At 69.1% G+C, this 15,367-nt stretch carries 10 protein-coding genes; 7 read left to right on the plus strand and 3 right to left on the minus strand.

Features of this window, described 5'->3' with window-relative positions:
- Positions 1 to 49 precede the first annotated feature (49 nt).
- From AB0M24_RS36625 to AB0M24_RS36650, 6 genes are all read left to right on the plus strand, one after another.
- Entirely contained in the window at positions 50 to 3,742 is a 3,693-nt protein-coding gene (locus AB0M24_RS36625) for an ABC transporter ATP-binding protein (protein ID WP_363778063.1), read from the plus strand.
- Between the two features lie 584 nt (positions 3,743 to 4,326).
- A complete protein-coding gene (locus tag AB0M24_RS36630) occupies positions 4,327 to 5,241 on the plus strand; it encodes a hypothetical protein (RefSeq protein ID WP_363778064.1) in 915 nt (304 codons plus the stop codon).
- Between the two features lie 7 nt (positions 5,242 to 5,248).
- Positions 5,249 to 6,058 carry a hypothetical protein gene (locus AB0M24_RS36635; RefSeq protein ID WP_363778065.1) on the plus strand — a complete coding sequence of 270 codons (810 nt, stop codon included), beginning with the start codon at positions 5,249 to 5,251 and terminating at the stop codon, positions 6,056 to 6,058.
- Between the two features lie 293 nt (positions 6,059 to 6,351).
- Positions 6,352 to 10,047 (plus strand): multifunctional oxoglutarate decarboxylase/oxoglutarate dehydrogenase thiamine pyrophosphate-binding subunit/dihydrolipoyllysine-residue succinyltransferase subunit, encoded by a 3,696-nt coding sequence (locus tag AB0M24_RS36640; RefSeq protein WP_363778066.1) that lies wholly within the window; start codon positions 6,352 to 6,354, stop codon positions 10,045 to 10,047.
- 80 nt (positions 10,048 to 10,127) lie between these two features.
- Positions 10,128 to 10,310 (plus strand): DUF6104 family protein, encoded by a 183-nt coding sequence (locus AB0M24_RS36645; protein ID WP_109639288.1) that lies wholly within the window; start codon positions 10,128 to 10,130, stop codon positions 10,308 to 10,310.
- Positions 10,311 to 10,438: 128 nt separating this feature from the next.
- A complete protein-coding gene (locus AB0M24_RS36650) occupies positions 10,439 to 10,969 on the plus strand; it encodes an RICIN domain-containing protein (protein ID WP_363778067.1) in 531 nt (176 codons plus the stop codon).
- Between the two features lie 53 nt (positions 10,970 to 11,022).
- Here the strand turns inward: AB0M24_RS36650 and AB0M24_RS36655 are convergent, their stop codons facing one another.
- Positions 11,023 to 12,015: an aldo/keto reductase gene (locus AB0M24_RS36655; protein ID WP_363778068.1), complete on the minus strand. Its 993-nt coding sequence runs from the start codon at positions 12,013 to 12,015 to the stop codon at positions 11,023 to 11,025.
- A 105-nt stretch (positions 12,016 to 12,120) separates the two neighbouring features.
- Positions 12,121 to 13,002 carry a hypothetical protein gene (locus tag AB0M24_RS36660; RefSeq protein WP_363778069.1) on the minus strand — a complete coding sequence of 294 codons (882 nt, stop codon included), beginning with the start codon at positions 13,000 to 13,002 and terminating at the stop codon, positions 12,121 to 12,123.
- 178 nt (positions 13,003 to 13,180) lie between these two features.
- Between AB0M24_RS36660 and AB0M24_RS36665 the strand changes: the two genes are divergently transcribed.
- On the plus strand, positions 13,181 to 14,356 hold the full coding sequence (locus AB0M24_RS36665) for a S8 family peptidase (RefSeq protein ID WP_363778070.1): 1,176 nt from the start codon (positions 13,181 to 13,183) through the stop codon (positions 14,354 to 14,356).
- A gap of 114 nt (positions 14,357 to 14,470) precedes the next feature.
- On the opposite strand, the gene AB0M24_RS36670 is transcribed toward AB0M24_RS36665, so the two are convergent.
- Entirely contained in the window at positions 14,471 to 15,352 is an 882-nt protein-coding gene (locus tag AB0M24_RS36670) for a hypothetical protein (protein ID WP_363778071.1), read from the minus strand.
- Between the last annotated feature and the right edge of the window lie 15 nt (positions 15,353 to 15,367).

Here is a 15,367-nt window from a genome sequence, read left to right on the forward strand (position 1 = left end):
TTACTCAAGATCGAGTTGACTGTCGGACCCCGAACGTAGTCTTGGCTGCGTGACGAAGGGCTGGATCCGCCGACTGACTGCCGCGTGCTGGCAGCACCCCCGCCTGGTGGTGCTGTCGGTGCTCGCCGCCGTCGTCGGTGTCGGGCTGCAGGCGGCGGGCCCGTTGCTGCTCAAGACCGCGATCGACGACTCGACGGCGGGCCGCACCGACCGCCTGTGGGCGTTGATGGTGGCGTTGATCGTGTTGGAGCTGCTCACGTTCGGGTCGGCGTTCTTACGTCGCTATCTGGGCGGGCGGCTGGCGCTGGGCGTGCAGCACGACCTGCGGCTCAGCGTGTTCTCCTCGGTGCAGCGGCTCGACGGCGCCAAGCAGGACGAGATGCGCACCGGGCAGATCGTGTCGCGGTCGATCACCGACCTGCAGCTGGTGCAGTCGTTGCTGATGATGGCGCCGCTGGCCGTCGGCACGGTGGTGTTCGCCGTGGCCGCTCTGGCCGCGATGCTCTACCTGTCGCCGCCGCTGACGTTGATCGCCGTCATCGTGCTGCCGCTGGTGGCGTGGCTCGCCGGGCGCACCCGGCTGACGTTGTTCCCGGCCACCTGGTCGGCGCAACAGCGGGCGGCTGATCTCGCGCAGCAGGTCGAGGAGACCGTCACCGGTGTGCGCGTGGTGAAGGGGTTCGGCCAGGAGATGCGCGAGGTGGCGCGCCTGGAGAAGCACGCGAAGGCTCTGTTCGCGGAACGGATGCGGGCTGCTCGCCTGTCGTCGCGGCCGCTCGCCACCGTGACGGCGTTGCCGTTGCTGGGTCAGGTCGGCGTGCTGGCGCTCGGCGGCTGGCTGGCGTTGCACGGGCAGGTCACGCTGGGCACGTTCCTCGCGTTCACGACGTACGTGGCGAACCTGGTGGGCCCCACCAGGATCCTGTCCGGGCTGGTGGTGTCCGCGCAGCTGGCCAAGGCCGGCGTCACGCGGGTGTACGAGCTGATCGACTCGCAGCCGGACGTGACCGACGGCCCGGGCAAGGTGCCCGACGGCCCACTCGGCATCTCGTTCTCGGACGTGACGTTCGGCTACACCCGCAGCGAACCGGTGCTGCAGGACTTCTCGATCTCCGTGAAGCCGGGCGAGACCCTGGCCCTGGTAGGCACGGCGGGGTCCGGCAAGTCGACGGTTTCCCTGCTGCTGCCGCGTTTCTACGACGTCCACTCCGGCGCCGTGCGGGTGGGCGGCGCCGACGTCCGCACGCTGCGGCTGGAGTCGTTGCGCGGCTCGGTGGGTGTCGTCTTCGAAGAGGCGTTCCTGTTCTCCGACACGGTGTTCGCGAACATCGCGTACGGCCGCCCCGACGCCTCGCGCGCCGAGGTGGAGCGCGCCGCGAAGGCCGCCGAGGCGCACGACTTCATCGAGGCGCTCCCGCTCGGCTACGACACGGTGGTGGGCGAACGCGGTCTCACGCTCTCCGGCGGCCAGCGCCAGCGCGTCGCTCTGGCCCGTGCGCTGCTCTCCGATCCGCGCATCCTGGTGCTGGACGACGCGACGTCCGCCGTGGACAACGCGACCGAAGCGACCATCCACGCGACGCTCGCCTCGGTGACGGCCAACCGCACCACGTTGCTCGTCGCACACAGACGCTCGACCCTGTCCCTGGCCGACCGGATCGCCGTGCTGGACGCGGGCCGAGTGGTCGACATCGGCACGCACGACGAGCTGACGGCCCGTTGCCCTCTCTACCGCGATCTCCTGGCAGGCCCGGACGAGGCCATCGAGTCCACGGCCCCGGAGACCACCGGCGAGCTGTGGCCGGCGGTCTCGCAGGACGACCTGGACCAGCGTCTGATCGACGACGCCAGAACGACGGCTCCTGCCTCGGGCGGCCGCAGGGGAGGCGGCCCCGGCGGCATGTCCGCTCTCGCCGGCGGCCCACCCACGCCCGAACTGCTGGCCCAGGTGCGCGCGTTGCCCCCGGCCACCGAAGCTCCTGTCCTGCACGGCGAAGACCCGCGTGCTCCTGATCCCGGCTTCCGCCTGGCGAGTCTGCTGCGCCCGGTCCGCTGGGCGCTGGGGGCCGTGGCTGCTCTTGTCGTCCTGGACGCGTTGGTGGGCATGGGTTTGCCCGCTCTGGTCCGGCTCGGCGTGGACGGCGGCGTGGTGGCAGGCACCGAGTCCGCGCTGTGGCTGGCGGTGGGCTTGGGCGTGGGTCTGGTCGTGATCGGCTGGCTGACCACGACGGGCAGCACGGTGTTCGCGGCCCGGCTCGGCGAGCGCCTGCTCTACCTGCTGCGCGTCCGCAGCTACGCCCACCTGCAACGGCTCGGCCTCGACTACTACGAGCGCGAGATGGCCGGCCGCATCATGACGCGGATGACCACGGACGTGGACGCACTCTCCACGTTCCTGCAGACCGGCCTGGTCACCGCCGTGATCAGCCTGCTGACCGTCGTCGGCATCACCGCGGCCCTGGTGATCACCGACGCGTCGCTGGCCCTGATCGCGCTGGCCGTGCTGCCGATCCTGGTGGTCGCCACCGCGATCTTCCAGCGCCTCTCCTCCACGGCGTACGCGGAAGCCCGCGAGCGCGTCAGCGCGGTCAACGCCGACCTCCAGGAGAACGTCTCGGGCCTGCGCGTCGCCCAGGCCTACACCCGCGAACGCCACTCCGCGGAGGCCTTCGCCGAACGCAGCGACGCGTACCGCCAGAGCCGCCTGCGGGCCCAGCGCTACATCGCCACCTACTTCCCTTTCGTGGCACTGCTTTCCGGCGTGGCGCAGGCAGTGGTCCTGGCCGTCGGCGCCCACCGGGTGGCCACGGGCACGCTGACGCCGGGCGTGCTGCTGGCGTTCCTGCTCTACCTGGGCCTGTTCTTCAGCCCGATCCAGCAGCTCTCCGGCGTCTTCGACGGCTACCAGCAGGCCCGCGTGGGTCTGCGCCGAATCGGCGACCTCTTGCGCACCCCGACCACCGTCGAACCGCCTTCGTCGCCCGTCCCGGTCCCCGCTCGCCTCCGCGGCGAGGTGGAGCTCCGCAACGTCTCCTTCACCTACTCCGGCGCCGACCACCCGGCCCTGGACAACGTCACCCTGCACGTGACGCCAGGCGAAACCGTCGCCCTGGTGGGCGAAACCGGCGCGGGCAAGTCCACCCTCGTCAAGCTGATCGCCCGCTTCTACGACGCCACCGGGGGCTCGGTCCTGGTAGACGGCGTGGACGTCCGCTCCTACGACCTGTCGGCCTACCGCCAACGCCTGGGCGTCGTCCCGCAGGAGGCCCACCTCTTCGGCGGCGACGTGGCCTCGAACGTCGCCTACGGCCGCCCCACCGCCACCGAACCGGAGATCCAGCACGCCGTGGAAGCCGTGGGCGCCCTCCCGATGGTCGCGAGCCTCCCCAACGGCTTCCACCAACCGGTCGGCGAACGCGGCACCCGTCTCTCCGCGGGCCAGCGCCAGCTCCTCGCCCTGGCCAGAGCCGAGCTGGTCAACCCGGACCTCCTCCTGCTCGACGAGGCCACCGCGGCCCTCGACCCAGCCACCGAGTCCGCGGTCCTGGCCGCGGCCGACCACCTGACCGGAGCCCGCACGACCTTCGTGGTCGCCCACCGCCTGGCCACCGCGGCCAGGGCCGACCGCATCGTCGTGCTGGCGGACGGCCGCATCGTCGAACAAGGCACCCACGCCGACCTCCTGGCGTCCAACGGCGCCTACGCCCGCCTATGGCGCCACGGCGCCCCGGAAGCCGCCTAGGAGCCCGCCCACCGACGAACCCGACCACGCCAAGCAGCGCCACCTCCGCGCCGCGCAACCGACGACGACGCTCGCACCCCGAGCGTCTCGACCGCGCAAGCCGAGACCACAAAGGCCGCCGAGACCAGAAGCCCCACACCCGCAACGCCGCACACATCTGCGCCACACACGCCTACGCCACGCGAAGTCGTGCCCTCAGAAGCCGCCTAGCGCGGGCCGCCTCGAAGCGTCGCCCGCGCCTTCCGAACAAGGCTGCGGGACCTGGGGCCCGAGGCGCCTCGCAACCGACGACGACACTCGCACCCCGAGCGTCTCGACCGCGCAAGCCGAGACCACAGAGGCCACCGAGACTGGAAGCCCCACACCCGCAACGCCACGCACATCTACGCCACGCACATCTACGCCACGCGAAGTCGTGCCCCCCAGAAGCCGCCTAGCGCGGGCCGCCTCGAAGCGTCGCCCGCGCCTTCCGAACAAGGCTGCGGGCTCTGAGGCGCCTCGATGCCTTCCCAGCCCTCCACATCCCGCACCCTCAGGACCCGAAACCCAGGTGCTCCGGCCCGGCTGCGGCTTAGAGTCCGCGCATGCTCGAGATCGTGGTGAAGACGGAGAACTGGGAGCGGCACGTCCGCGTCTCCGCCGAAGAGCTGGCCGCGCTGGTCAGCAGGATCGGCGGCGCGGGTGACCGGTTCCTGATCGTCCAGCGGGTACCCGACCTGCCGGACGTGTTCGCCCAGGTCTGGCACGAGGCCGGTGGCGCCTACGAGCTGGAACACCGCGACGGCGCGGCCGACCGGCACTTCCGGACGAGCACCAGGCCCGAGAACGTGATCGCGGCGCTCACCGGCTGGGCCAGCCGGCAACCCGGCTGGGACAACGGCCCGACCTGGTCACGGCTGGATCTGGGCGCAGCCGAAGAGGCGCCGCCGCTCGACCTCGACGACGAAGAGCGCGAGCAGCTGGAAGAGCGCGTCCGCGAGGTCCTGAACGGCGGCTACGCGGACCGCGCCGAGCTGGCCGAGCTCGCGGAGGACTACCTGGTCGACGGCGACCACCGGCCCGTCTCCCCCGAGCAGGCGCGGGCGTTGGCCGACAGGCTGTGGCTGGAGCGCGTCGAAGAGCAGAAGACGTGGCAGGGCGAGACCGATCCGGAACGGCTCACGAGGGCATTCCGAGCTCTGCAGGAAGCAGGCATCACCGCCCGCGAGAACTTCACCTGCTGCCGCAGCTGCGGCCAGGCCGAGATCGGGGCGGAGAGCGAGCCAGGCGCCCGCGGTTTCGTCTACTTCCACTCGCAGTGCACGGACTCCGCCGCGTCCGGTCACGGGCTGATGCTGCTCTACGGCGGCTTCGACGGCACCGAGGAGACCACGACGGCCATCGGGGACGAGGTCGTGAAGGCCCTCGAAGCCGCGGGCCTGCGCGCCGAGTGGGACCGCGACCCCGGCCGGGCCATCTCCGTCACACCGCTCGACTGGCATCGACGTCTGGTCGGTTAGGAGTCCAGTGCCCAGCATCCTGTACGTCTCGGACCTCGCCTACCCCGCCAGAGGCAGGCGCTACTGCGACGAGGACATCTACCTGACCTCGCAGCTGCGCAAAACGTTCAACCTGGCCGTCTGCCACCCGGAGGACGCCGCGCACCTGATGGCGGCCTTCGACGTGGCCGTGGTCCGCAACAGCGGCCCGGTGATCGACTACCCGGAGGCCTACGCGCACTTCCGCGAGCAGGCGGAAGCCACGGGCCGGCGCGTCTACAACCCGCTCACCGGCAAGGGCGACATGGCCGGCAAGCAGTACCTGATCGACCTGCACGAACTGGGCTACCCGGTCATCCCCACGATCGACACGCCCGACCACCTCGACCGGTTGCCGGACGTGGCCGAATACGTCGTGAAACCCAAAGCCGGGGCCGACTCGCACGGCCTGGAGTTCGTGAGCCGGGAAGCGCTCGCGAACTCCACGAGCGATCTCCTCATCCAGCCCAAGATCGATTTTCGGTACGAGGTCTCGTTCTACTTCGTCGACCACGACTTCCAGTACGCGCTGCACGCACCGGACCCGCACCAGCGCTGGGAGCTCACCGGCTACGAACCCACGAAGCAGGATCTGGAATTCGCGCGGAAGTTCGTCGAGTGGAACGACCTCGGCCACGGCATCCAGCGCGTCGACGCCTGCCGCACGCAGGACGGCGACCTGCTCCTGGTCGAGCTGGAGGACCTGAACCCGTACCTGTCGCTGGACCGCACAACGGACGCGACCAGGGAACGTTTCGTGCAGGCCATGACCGGTTCGATCCGAAGTTCGCTCACCTGAACAAGATCAACCCGTGGAGCACCGCAGTTGTACCTATCGTGAACTGATCACTGCGGTCGGTGCGTATGCCCACCCAACAGCTCAACGGCATTGCCCGAAAGAGAGGAGACGTAGTGAGACGCACATCAAGAATTGCTCAACTGCCGGTGACGTCAGGCCCGTCCTGATCGATCCTGTGACAGAGCACTCCTTGCCAGGTGCCTCCAGCGTGTGAAGCCCCAGGCCTGGGGGACTAACCTGACTACCGCATGAGTCAACACCAAGAGCGAGATGGATAGAGGCGAGCGCGAGCCGTGTCCAGCAGCAGTCCTGCGTCACAATTCGGGCCCAACGAGTGGCTCGTCGAGGAGATGTACGAGCAGTTCCTCGCGGACCCGTCGTCGGTAGACCCGGCGTGGCACGACTTCTTTGCCGACTACAAGCGTGCGGGCGGCAACGGTTCCGCCACGGCCAGCGCGGGTGGCGGAACGGCCACCACGACCGCGACCGTGACCCCGCCGGCCGCCGACAACGGCCAGGCCGCGCCCGCCGCCCCGAAGCCCGCCGCCCAGCCGGCGGCACAGCCGAAGCCCGCGGCCACGCTGCCGCAGACCGGCAAGGCCACGCCGCAGCAGGCGGCGAAGGCGAAGCCGGTCACGCAGAGCGCGGAGCCCGAGCAGAAGCAGCTGCGCGGTGCCGCCGCCGCGATCGCGAAGAACATGGAGCTCTCGCTCACCGTTCCGACCGCGACCAGCGTGCGCGCCGTGCCCGCCAAGCTGCTGGCGGACAACCGCATCGTCATCAACAACCACCTGAAGCGGACGCGCGGCGGGAAGGTCTCCTTCACGCACGTCATCGGCTACGCGGTGGTCCGGGCGCTGCACGCGTACCCGAACATGAACCGGCACTACGCCGAGGTCGACGGCAAGCCGTTCGTCGTCACGCCGGAGCACGTGAACTTCGGTCTGGCGATCGACCTGCCCGGCAAGGACGGTCAGCGCACGCTGGTCGTCGCGTCGGTCAAGGGCTGCGAGAACATGACGTTCACGCAGTTCTGGCAGGCCTACGAGGACCTGATCCGCAAGGCCCGCGCCGGGTCGCTGACGGCGGACGACTTCTCCGGCACCACGATCTCGCTGACCAACCCCGGCACGATCGGCACGAACCACTCGGTGCCGCGTCTCCAGTCGGGCCAGGGCGCGATCATCGGCGTCGGCGCGATGGAGTACCCCGCGCACTTCCAGGGCACCAGCGAGCAGGCGCTCACCGACATGGGCGTCAGCAAGATCATCACGCTGACCTCCACGTACGACCACCGCATCATCCAGGGCGCGGAGTCGGGCGAGTTCCTCAAGCGCGTGCACCAGCTGCTGCTCGGTGAGGACGGCTTCTACGACGACATCTTCGCGTCGCTGCGGCTGCCCTACGAGCCGATCCGCTGGGTCGCAGACATCCCCGAGGGTGCTGTCGACAAGACGGCCCGCGTCATCGAGCTGATCGACGCGTTCCGCACCCGCGGCCACCTGATGGCCGACACGGACCCGCTGAACTACCGCCAGCGCTCGCACGCCGACCTGGACGTGCTCAGCCACGGCCTGACGCTGTGGGACCTGGACCGCGAGTTCCCGGTCGGCGGGTTCGCCGGCCAGGAGCGGATGAAGCTGCGCGACATCCTCGGCGTGCTGCGCAACTCGTACTGCCGCACGGTCGGCGTCGAGTACATGCACATCCTGGAGCCCGAAGAGCGTCGCTGGATCCAGGACCGCGTCGAGGTTCCGCACGAGAAGCCGCCGGCCACCGTGCAGAAGTACATCCTCAGCAAGCTGAACGCGGCTGAGGCGTTCGAGACGTTCCTGCAGACGAAGTACGTCGGCCAGAAGCGCTTCTCGCTGGAGGGCGGCGAGACCGTCATCCCGCTGCTCGACGCGGTGCTCGACAAGGCCGCCGAGCACGAGCTCGACGAGGTCGTCATCGGCATGCCGCACCGCGGCCGCCTGAACGTGCTCGCGAACATCGTCGGCAAGCCGATCTCGCAGATCTTCCGCGAGTTCGAGGGCAACCTCGACCCCGGTCAGGCGCACGGCTCCGGCGACGTGAAGTACCACCTCGGCGCCGAGGGCAAGTACTTCCGCATGTTCGGCGACGGCGAGACCAAGGTGTCGCTGACGGCGAACCCGTCGCACCTCGAAGCGGTCGACCCGGTGCTCGAGGGCATCGTGCGCGCCAAGCAGGACCTGCTGGACCAGGGCGGCGAGTTCTTCCCCGTCCTGCCGGTCGCCATGCACGGCGACGCGGCGTTCGCGGGCCAGGGCGTCGTCGCCGAGACGCTGAACCTGGCGCTCGTGCGCGGCTACCGCACCGGTGGCACGGTCCACATCGTCGTGAACAACCAGGTCGGCTTCACCACCGCGCCGGAGCACTCGCGGTCCTCGAAGTACTCGACCGACGTCGCGAAGATGATCGGCTCGCCGGTCTTCCACGTGAACGGCGACGACCCGGAGGCCTGCTACTGGGTCGCGAAGCTGGCCGTCGAGTACCGCCAGGCGTTCCACAAGGACGTCGTGATCGACATGGTCTGCTACCGCCGCCGCGGCCACAACGAGGGCGACGACCCCTCGATGACGCAGCCGGCGATGTACGACGTGATCGACCAGAAGCGCTCGGTGCGCAAGACCTACACCGAGTCCCTGATCGGCCGCGGCGACATCACGGTCGAAGAGGCCGAGAAGGCGCTGCAGGACTTCTCGAGCCAGCTGGAGCACGTCTTCAACGAGGTCCGCGAGCTCGAGAAGCACCCGATCACGGTCAGCCCGTCGGTCGAGTCCGAGCAGCAGATCCCGGCGAAGCTGCCCACGCACATCAGCCGTGAGGTGCTGGAGCACATCGCCGACTCGCACGTGAACCTGCCCGAGGGCTTCACGCCGCACGCGCGCGTCAAGCCGGTGCTCGACCGCCGCGCCAAGATGGCGCGCGACGGCGGCATCGACTGGGCGTTCGCCGAGCTGCTCGCGTTCGGCTCGCTCGCGATCGAGGGCCGCAACATCCGCCTCGCCGGCCAGGACTCGCGCCGCGGCACGTTCGTGCAGCGCCACGCGACCCTGATCGACCGCAAGTCGGGCGAGGAGTACACGCCGCTGCAGAACCTGTCGGAAGACCAGGGCAAGTTCATGGTCTACGACTCGGTGCTGTCGGAGTTCGCCGCGCTCGGTTTCGAGTACGGCTACTCGGTCGCGAACCCGAAGGCGCTGGTCCTGTGGGAGGCGCAGTTCGGCGACTTCGTGAACGGCGCGCAGCCGATCATCGACGAGTTCATCTCGTCCGGTGAGGCCAAGTGGGGTCAGCGTTCCGACGTCGTGATCCTGCTGCCGCACGGCCACGAGGGTCAGGGCCCGGACCACACGTCGGGCCGCATCGAGCGCTGGCTGCAGCTGTGCGCCGAGGGCTCCATGACCGTCGCGGTCCCGTCGACCCCGGCGAACTACTTCCACCTGCTCCGCCGCCACGCCCTCGACGGCGTCGACCGGCCGCTCGTGGTGTTCACGCCGAAGTCGATGCTGCGCCTCAAGGCCGCCGTGTCCGGCACGGACGAGTTCATCAACGACCGCTTCCACTCGGTGATGGACGACCCGACCATCAAGGACCCGAACGCGGTCACGAAGGTCCTGCTGTGCAGCGGCAAGATCTCCTACGAGCTGCACGCCGAGCGTGAGAAGCGCGGCGGCGGCGACGTGGCGATCGTGCGCGTCGAGCAGCTCTACCCGGTCCCGGCCCGCAAGCTGACCGAGACCCTGGAGCGCTACCCGAACGCGAAGGACGTCCGCTGGGTGCAGGAGGAGCCGGCGAACCAGGGTGCGTGGCCGTTCTACGGCCTGGCCCTGCCGGAGCTCCTCCCCGAGCACCTGGGCACCGTCCGCCGCGTGTCCCGCCGCCCGATGGCCGCCCCGTCGGCCGGTTCGAGCAAGGTGCACGAGGTCGAGCAGCGCGAGATCATCACCCGCGCGTTCGAGTAAGTCGTTGTCGAAGTGACGAGCCGCCGGGCCCCTTGCGGGTCCGGCGGCTTGTTTTCTGGGTCTTGCAAGGGAGTTCTGCCATGTACCACACCGATCGCGGCATCGAGGAGCTCGAGAAGCGGCGCGGCGAGGAAGAGGTCACCCTCGCGTGGCTCGCCGACAAGCTCCGTTCGTTCGTCGACGCCAACCCGGACTTCGAGACGGCCGTCGAGCGCCTCGCCACCTACCTGGCGCGCGACGACGAGGACGACTTCGAGGACTGACGAAGCCTCGCGTTTTGGAGCTTTTGGCTATTTGCCAACGTTTTTGAGCATGGTCATGCTCAGGCGCTCCCCCTCGGCGCACCACGACGATCAACTCGTCACATCAGCGGAAACTCCGAGGGGGAGTTTTGTTCAAGAAGGTGATGATCGCGGCAGCGGCGATCGCGATGACGTTGTCCGGGAGCGCGCTCGCTTCGGCCCAGGACCAGACGGCGAACGCCGGCATCGCGCCGTTCGCCGTCGAGGGGCCGTTCACCCTGCACGTGGGGTTCGCGCCCTACCGCAACCTCGAGGCGCTGCGCACCGAGATCAACCAGAACGGCGGGCACATCCGCCAGTGGTCGAACGACGGCACCGATGAGCAGAAGTGGCTGTTCTTCAGCGACAGCACCATCAGACCGGTGCTGAACACCAGCATGTGCCTCGACGCCAACCCCAACCAGCCGTGGAACGGCGGTCAGGTGTACGTCTGGGGATGCCATGGCGGGGCGCCCCAGCAGTGGCGCGAGTCGCCCGGCCTGCCCGGCACGCTCCGCAACGCGGCCACCCAGCGCTGCCTGGACGCCAACCCGAATGAGAACTTCAACGGCGGCACGATCTACCAGTGGGAGTGCTACGGCGGCGTGGCGCAGCAGTGGACGAAGGTCCGCGTCGGCTAGCTGAGCTGTGAGTGGTTTCCGTTGCCATGGCGACGGAAACCACTCACCCCGCATCACCAGGCGTAGGCCTCCGGGGCCGGCTTCGAGCCGTTGGGACCGGGCGCCGGGAACAGCTCGTCCAGCTTGCCGAGCACCTCGGCGTCCAGCTTCAACTCCGCCGCCCGCAACGAGTTGTCGAGCTGCTCCACCGTGCGCGGCCCGATGATCGGCGCCGTCACGCCCTCCTGGTGCAGCAGCCACGCGAGGCCGACGTTGGCCGGGTCCTCGCCCATCTCGGCGCAGAGCTTCTCGTAGGCGTCGATCGTCTCGCGGTACTTCTCCAACGCGTCCGCGGACCGCCCGGAAGACGAACGAGAACCGCCTCCCTCGCGCTGCTTGCGCAGCACGCCGCCGAGCAGGCCGCCGTGCAGCGGCGACCACGGGATGACGCCGAGGCCGTAGTGACGAGCCGCCGGCAGGACCTCCAGCTCGGCCCAGCGGGTCATCAGGTTGTAGATGGACTGCTCGGACACCAGGCCGAGGAAGCCGCGCGTGCGAGCCGCTTCTGCTGCCTGCGCGATGTGCCAGCCGGCGAAGTTCGACGAGCCGAAGTAGATGACCTTGCCCTGCTGGCGCAGCACGGAGAAGGCTTCCCAGATCTCGTCCCACGGCGTGTCCCGGTCGACGTGGTGCATCTGGTAGAGGTCGATGTAGTCGGTTTGCAGGCGCCGCAACGACTCGTCGCACGCGCGGCGGATGTTCAGGGCCGAGAGCTTGTTGTCGTTGGGCCAGTCACCCATGCTGCCGTAGAGCTTGGTCGCGACGACCGTCCTTTCGCGACGGTTGCCGCCCTGGGCGAACCACCGGCCGATGATCTGCTCGGTGACGCCCTCGCCCTGCTTCCAGCCGTAGACGTTGGCCGTGTCGAAGAAGTTCAGGCCGTGTTCGTGGGCGCGGTCCATGATCGCGTGACTGTCGGCCTCGGACGTCTCTGGGCCGAAGTTCATCGTGCCGAGGCACAGGCGGGAGACGGACAGACCGCTGCGACCGAGGTGGGTGTATTCCATGTCTCCACCCTGCCTCGCGCGTCCCCGTCACGCCACGTGGAGTTGCTCCAGCTCGAAACTGCATTCGTCACGAAATTTCCGGCGAACAAAAGGAAACTCGAATAGCTATTCCCACTCCCACATGATCCCGTGGATGCCCGGCCGGGCATCTCGCACAAGGAGGTGCGTCGCCGCGGTGGTGCCGATCCACAAATCACCGGTCTCCACGTGCGGCGCCTCCGGATCGGTGCGCGTGAACCCGTAGCAGCGCACCGGAACGGCGTCGGGGTGGAACTCGACCTCCAGCACGTAGTCGCGCAACGGCCGGACGAACCGGCGGTCCGCGGATGAGCTCGGAGCACCCGGATCGGACTCGAACCGGAGATCGACCAACGCGGTCTCGCCAGCTCGCAGCACGCGGTCGAACACCACCTCGGCGACGAGCAGTTTGTGCTCGGCGTCGCGGCGCACGCGACCGATCCGGCACGACTTCTCGGCGTGGATCTCCCCTGCGGTGCGGTCGGTGGAGTCGGCGACGCGCGCGACGAGAATCCGGTCCACGCCGTCCTCGAACGCCTCGACCACCGACGTCGACCGCATCTCGACCTCGCGCCGGTCCGGGCCGATGACCTGCACGTCACGCGCGCTGAGGTAGCGAGCGGGAGCCGGCAGCAGCTGGTCGACGCGGGCGATCTCGCGGCCCAGGTCGATCGCCGCCTCCTGCCAGATCGGCTCCAGCGCGGCGGCCCGTTCGACCCATCTGCCACGCGGCCGCCGGTCGCCCAGACTGCCCGTCAACGTCCCCGGCTCGAGGCGAAGGATCTCCTCCAGAGCGGCGACCGCGACCAAGGACTCCGGGCGTTCCGGACGCGACCGGCCGCGCCGCCAGTAGCTCAGCGTCGACAGGCTCACCTGCACGCCGCGCTGCTCCAGGTGGTGCTGGATCCGCTCCAGACTGAGACCGCTGGCCTCGACGGCCCGCGTCAGCGCCTCAGCGAATTCCACCACGGTCGAATGCTACGGCCCGTGATCGAATCCGGCCCGTCCACCACGTGGAGTGCACAGAACAACAGCTCTGCCACAGTTTTGACAGTATTGCGAACTGAAGTTTCGAACCTGTTATCCCTCACACACTCCGCGTTAGTTTTGTCGTGTTCCCCAGTTCATTCCCTGCCAGGAGGAACCAATGGCACGACTACGGCGTCATGTCGCCATCGCGGCGGCATTCGGCATCGCTTCCACGGCGATGTGGACGCCCACCGCGATCGCCGAACAGGCTGTGCTGCCCGGGGCGGGCGCGCAGGCGGTCGAGGGCAGCTACATCGTGGTGCTCAAGGACGGCGCGCGCACCCCTGCCGCGGCGCTGGCCTCCCGCTACCAGGGCTCCGTGAAGCACACCTACAGCACCGCGCTGCACGGTTTCTCCGTCACCGGCATGTCCGAGCGCCAGGCACGGCGACTCGCGGCGGACCCGGACGTCCAGTTCGTCGAGCGCAACACGGTCGCCACGATCCAGGAGACACAGTCGAACCCGACCTGGGGGCTCGACCGCGTGGACCAGGCGAGCCTGCCGCTCAACCAGAAGTACACGTACCCGAACACGGCTTCCAACGTCACGGCGTACGTGCTCGACACCGGAATCCGCAAGTCCCACACCGACTTCGAGGGTCGCGCGTCCGACGGTTACGACTTCATCGACAACGACGCCGTCGCTCAGGACTGCCAGGGCCACGGCACGCACGTCGCCGGCACGGTCGCGGGCAAGACCTACGGTGTCGCGAAGAAGGCCAAGCTCGTCGCGGTCCGCGTGCTCGACTGCAACGGCAGCGGCCCGTGGGACGGCATCATCCGCGGCATCGACTGGGTGACGCAGAACGCCAAGAAGCCCGCTGTGGTCAACATGAGCCTCGGCGGCAGCGGCACGAACAGCTCGCTGGAGAACGCCGTCAGGCGCTCCATCCAGGCGGGAGTCACGTACGTGCTCGCGGGCGGCAACAGCGGCCAGGACGCGTGCAACTTCACCCCTGCCCGCACGCCGGAGGCGATCACCGTCGGCGCGAGCGACCGCAACGACAAGCGTTCGATCTGGACGGCCGGCTCGTCGAACTACGGCAAGTGCCTCGACATCTGGGCGCCGGGCAGCGACATCGTCTCGGCCTCGCACAGCAACGACACCGGCACCCGCTCGATGGGCGGCACGTCGATGGCCTCCCCGCACGTCGCGGGTGCGGCGGCGCTGTACCTGAGCGCGAACCCGAACGCGACGCCCGCCCAGGTGCGTGACGCGCTCGTGAACGCGGCCACGCCGAACAAGCTGACCGACATCAAGACGGGTTCACCGAACCTGTTGCTCAAGGTCTAGCCGGAGCTGCTTCCCTGCGGCAGCGAAGGCCAGCCAGCCCCTGATGCCCAACGCCGAATGCGGCTCGGCAAGCGGCATCGATCGACTGGGGGCGCGACGCGGTGGGGGTGGGAGCTACTCCCACTCCCACCGCACTCCGTAGATCCCGGGCTTCGAGTTCCGCACGTGGATGTGCGTGGACGCGGTGTTCCCGATCCACAGCTCGTTCAGCGCGGTCTCCGGCTCCTGCAACGACGGCCTGGCGAACGAGAAGCAGCGCGTCGGCACGGCGTCCGGGTGGAAGTCGATCTGCAGCACGTAGTCGCCCACCGGCCGCAGGAACCGCCGGTCGCAGACCTCGCTGTCCGCTCCCGGCCGCATCCGGATCGTGTAGTCGACCAGCGCCGTCTCCCCCGCTCTGAGCATCCTGTCGAACAGGATCTCCGCGACGAGGAACCCGGTGGAGTCCTCCCCGCGCACCCGTCCGAGCCGGCACGGCGGATACGCCTCGATGGACGCCACGCCGAGGTCCGTCGGATCGGCGAGCTGGATCGCGAGGAACCTGTCGACGCCGTCCTCCAGCGCCTCGACCACGCCCGTGCAGCGCATCTCGACCTCACGCCGGTCCGGCCCGACCACCTGCCGGTCCTTCACGCTGAGGTACGTCGAGGTCTTCGGCTGCATCCTGTCGATCCGCGCCATGACCTCGCCGAGGTCGGTGGCGCGCGAGTCCCACATGTCCTCGAGCGTCATCGCCTGCCCGACCCAACGGCCACGCGGCCGCTTGTCGCCCAGCTTGTCGATGAGGAAGCCCTCGCCGAGGTCGAGGAGGTCCTCCAGCGCGGAGACGACCTTCAGCGACTCGGGCCGTTCCGGACGGCTGCGGCCGCGGCGCCAGTAGCTCAGCGTGGAGATGCTCACCTGCATGCCGCGGGCCGCCAGGTGGTGCTGGATGCGTTCGAGGCTGAGGCCGCTGTTGTCGACGGCTTTCGTCAGGGCCTCCGCGAAGTCCACCACGCCAGCACCGTACGG

It is taken from the genome of Lentzea sp. NPDC051838 (genome assembly GCF_040681245.1).
GTDB lineage: Bacteria > Actinomycetota > Actinomycetes > Mycobacteriales > Pseudonocardiaceae > Lentzea.

What these genes read in the sequence shown, in the direction of transcription:
- AB0M24_RS36665 (WP_363778070.1), top strand. Translation starts at nt 13,181, where the DNA reads ATGGCACGACTACGGCGTCATGTCGCCATCGCGGCGGCATTCGGCATC.
- AB0M24_RS36630 (WP_363778064.1), top strand. Translation starts at nt 4,327, where the DNA reads ATGCTCGAGATCGTGGTGAAGACGGAGAACTGGGAGCGGCACGTCCGC.
- AB0M24_RS36655 (WP_363778068.1), bottom strand. Translation starts at nt 12,015, where the DNA reads ATGGAATACACCCACCTCGGTCGCAGCGGTCTGTCCGTCTCCCGCCTG.
- AB0M24_RS36645 (WP_109639288.1), top strand. Translation starts at nt 10,128, where the DNA reads ATGTACCACACCGATCGCGGCATCGAGGAGCTCGAGAAGCGGCGCGGC.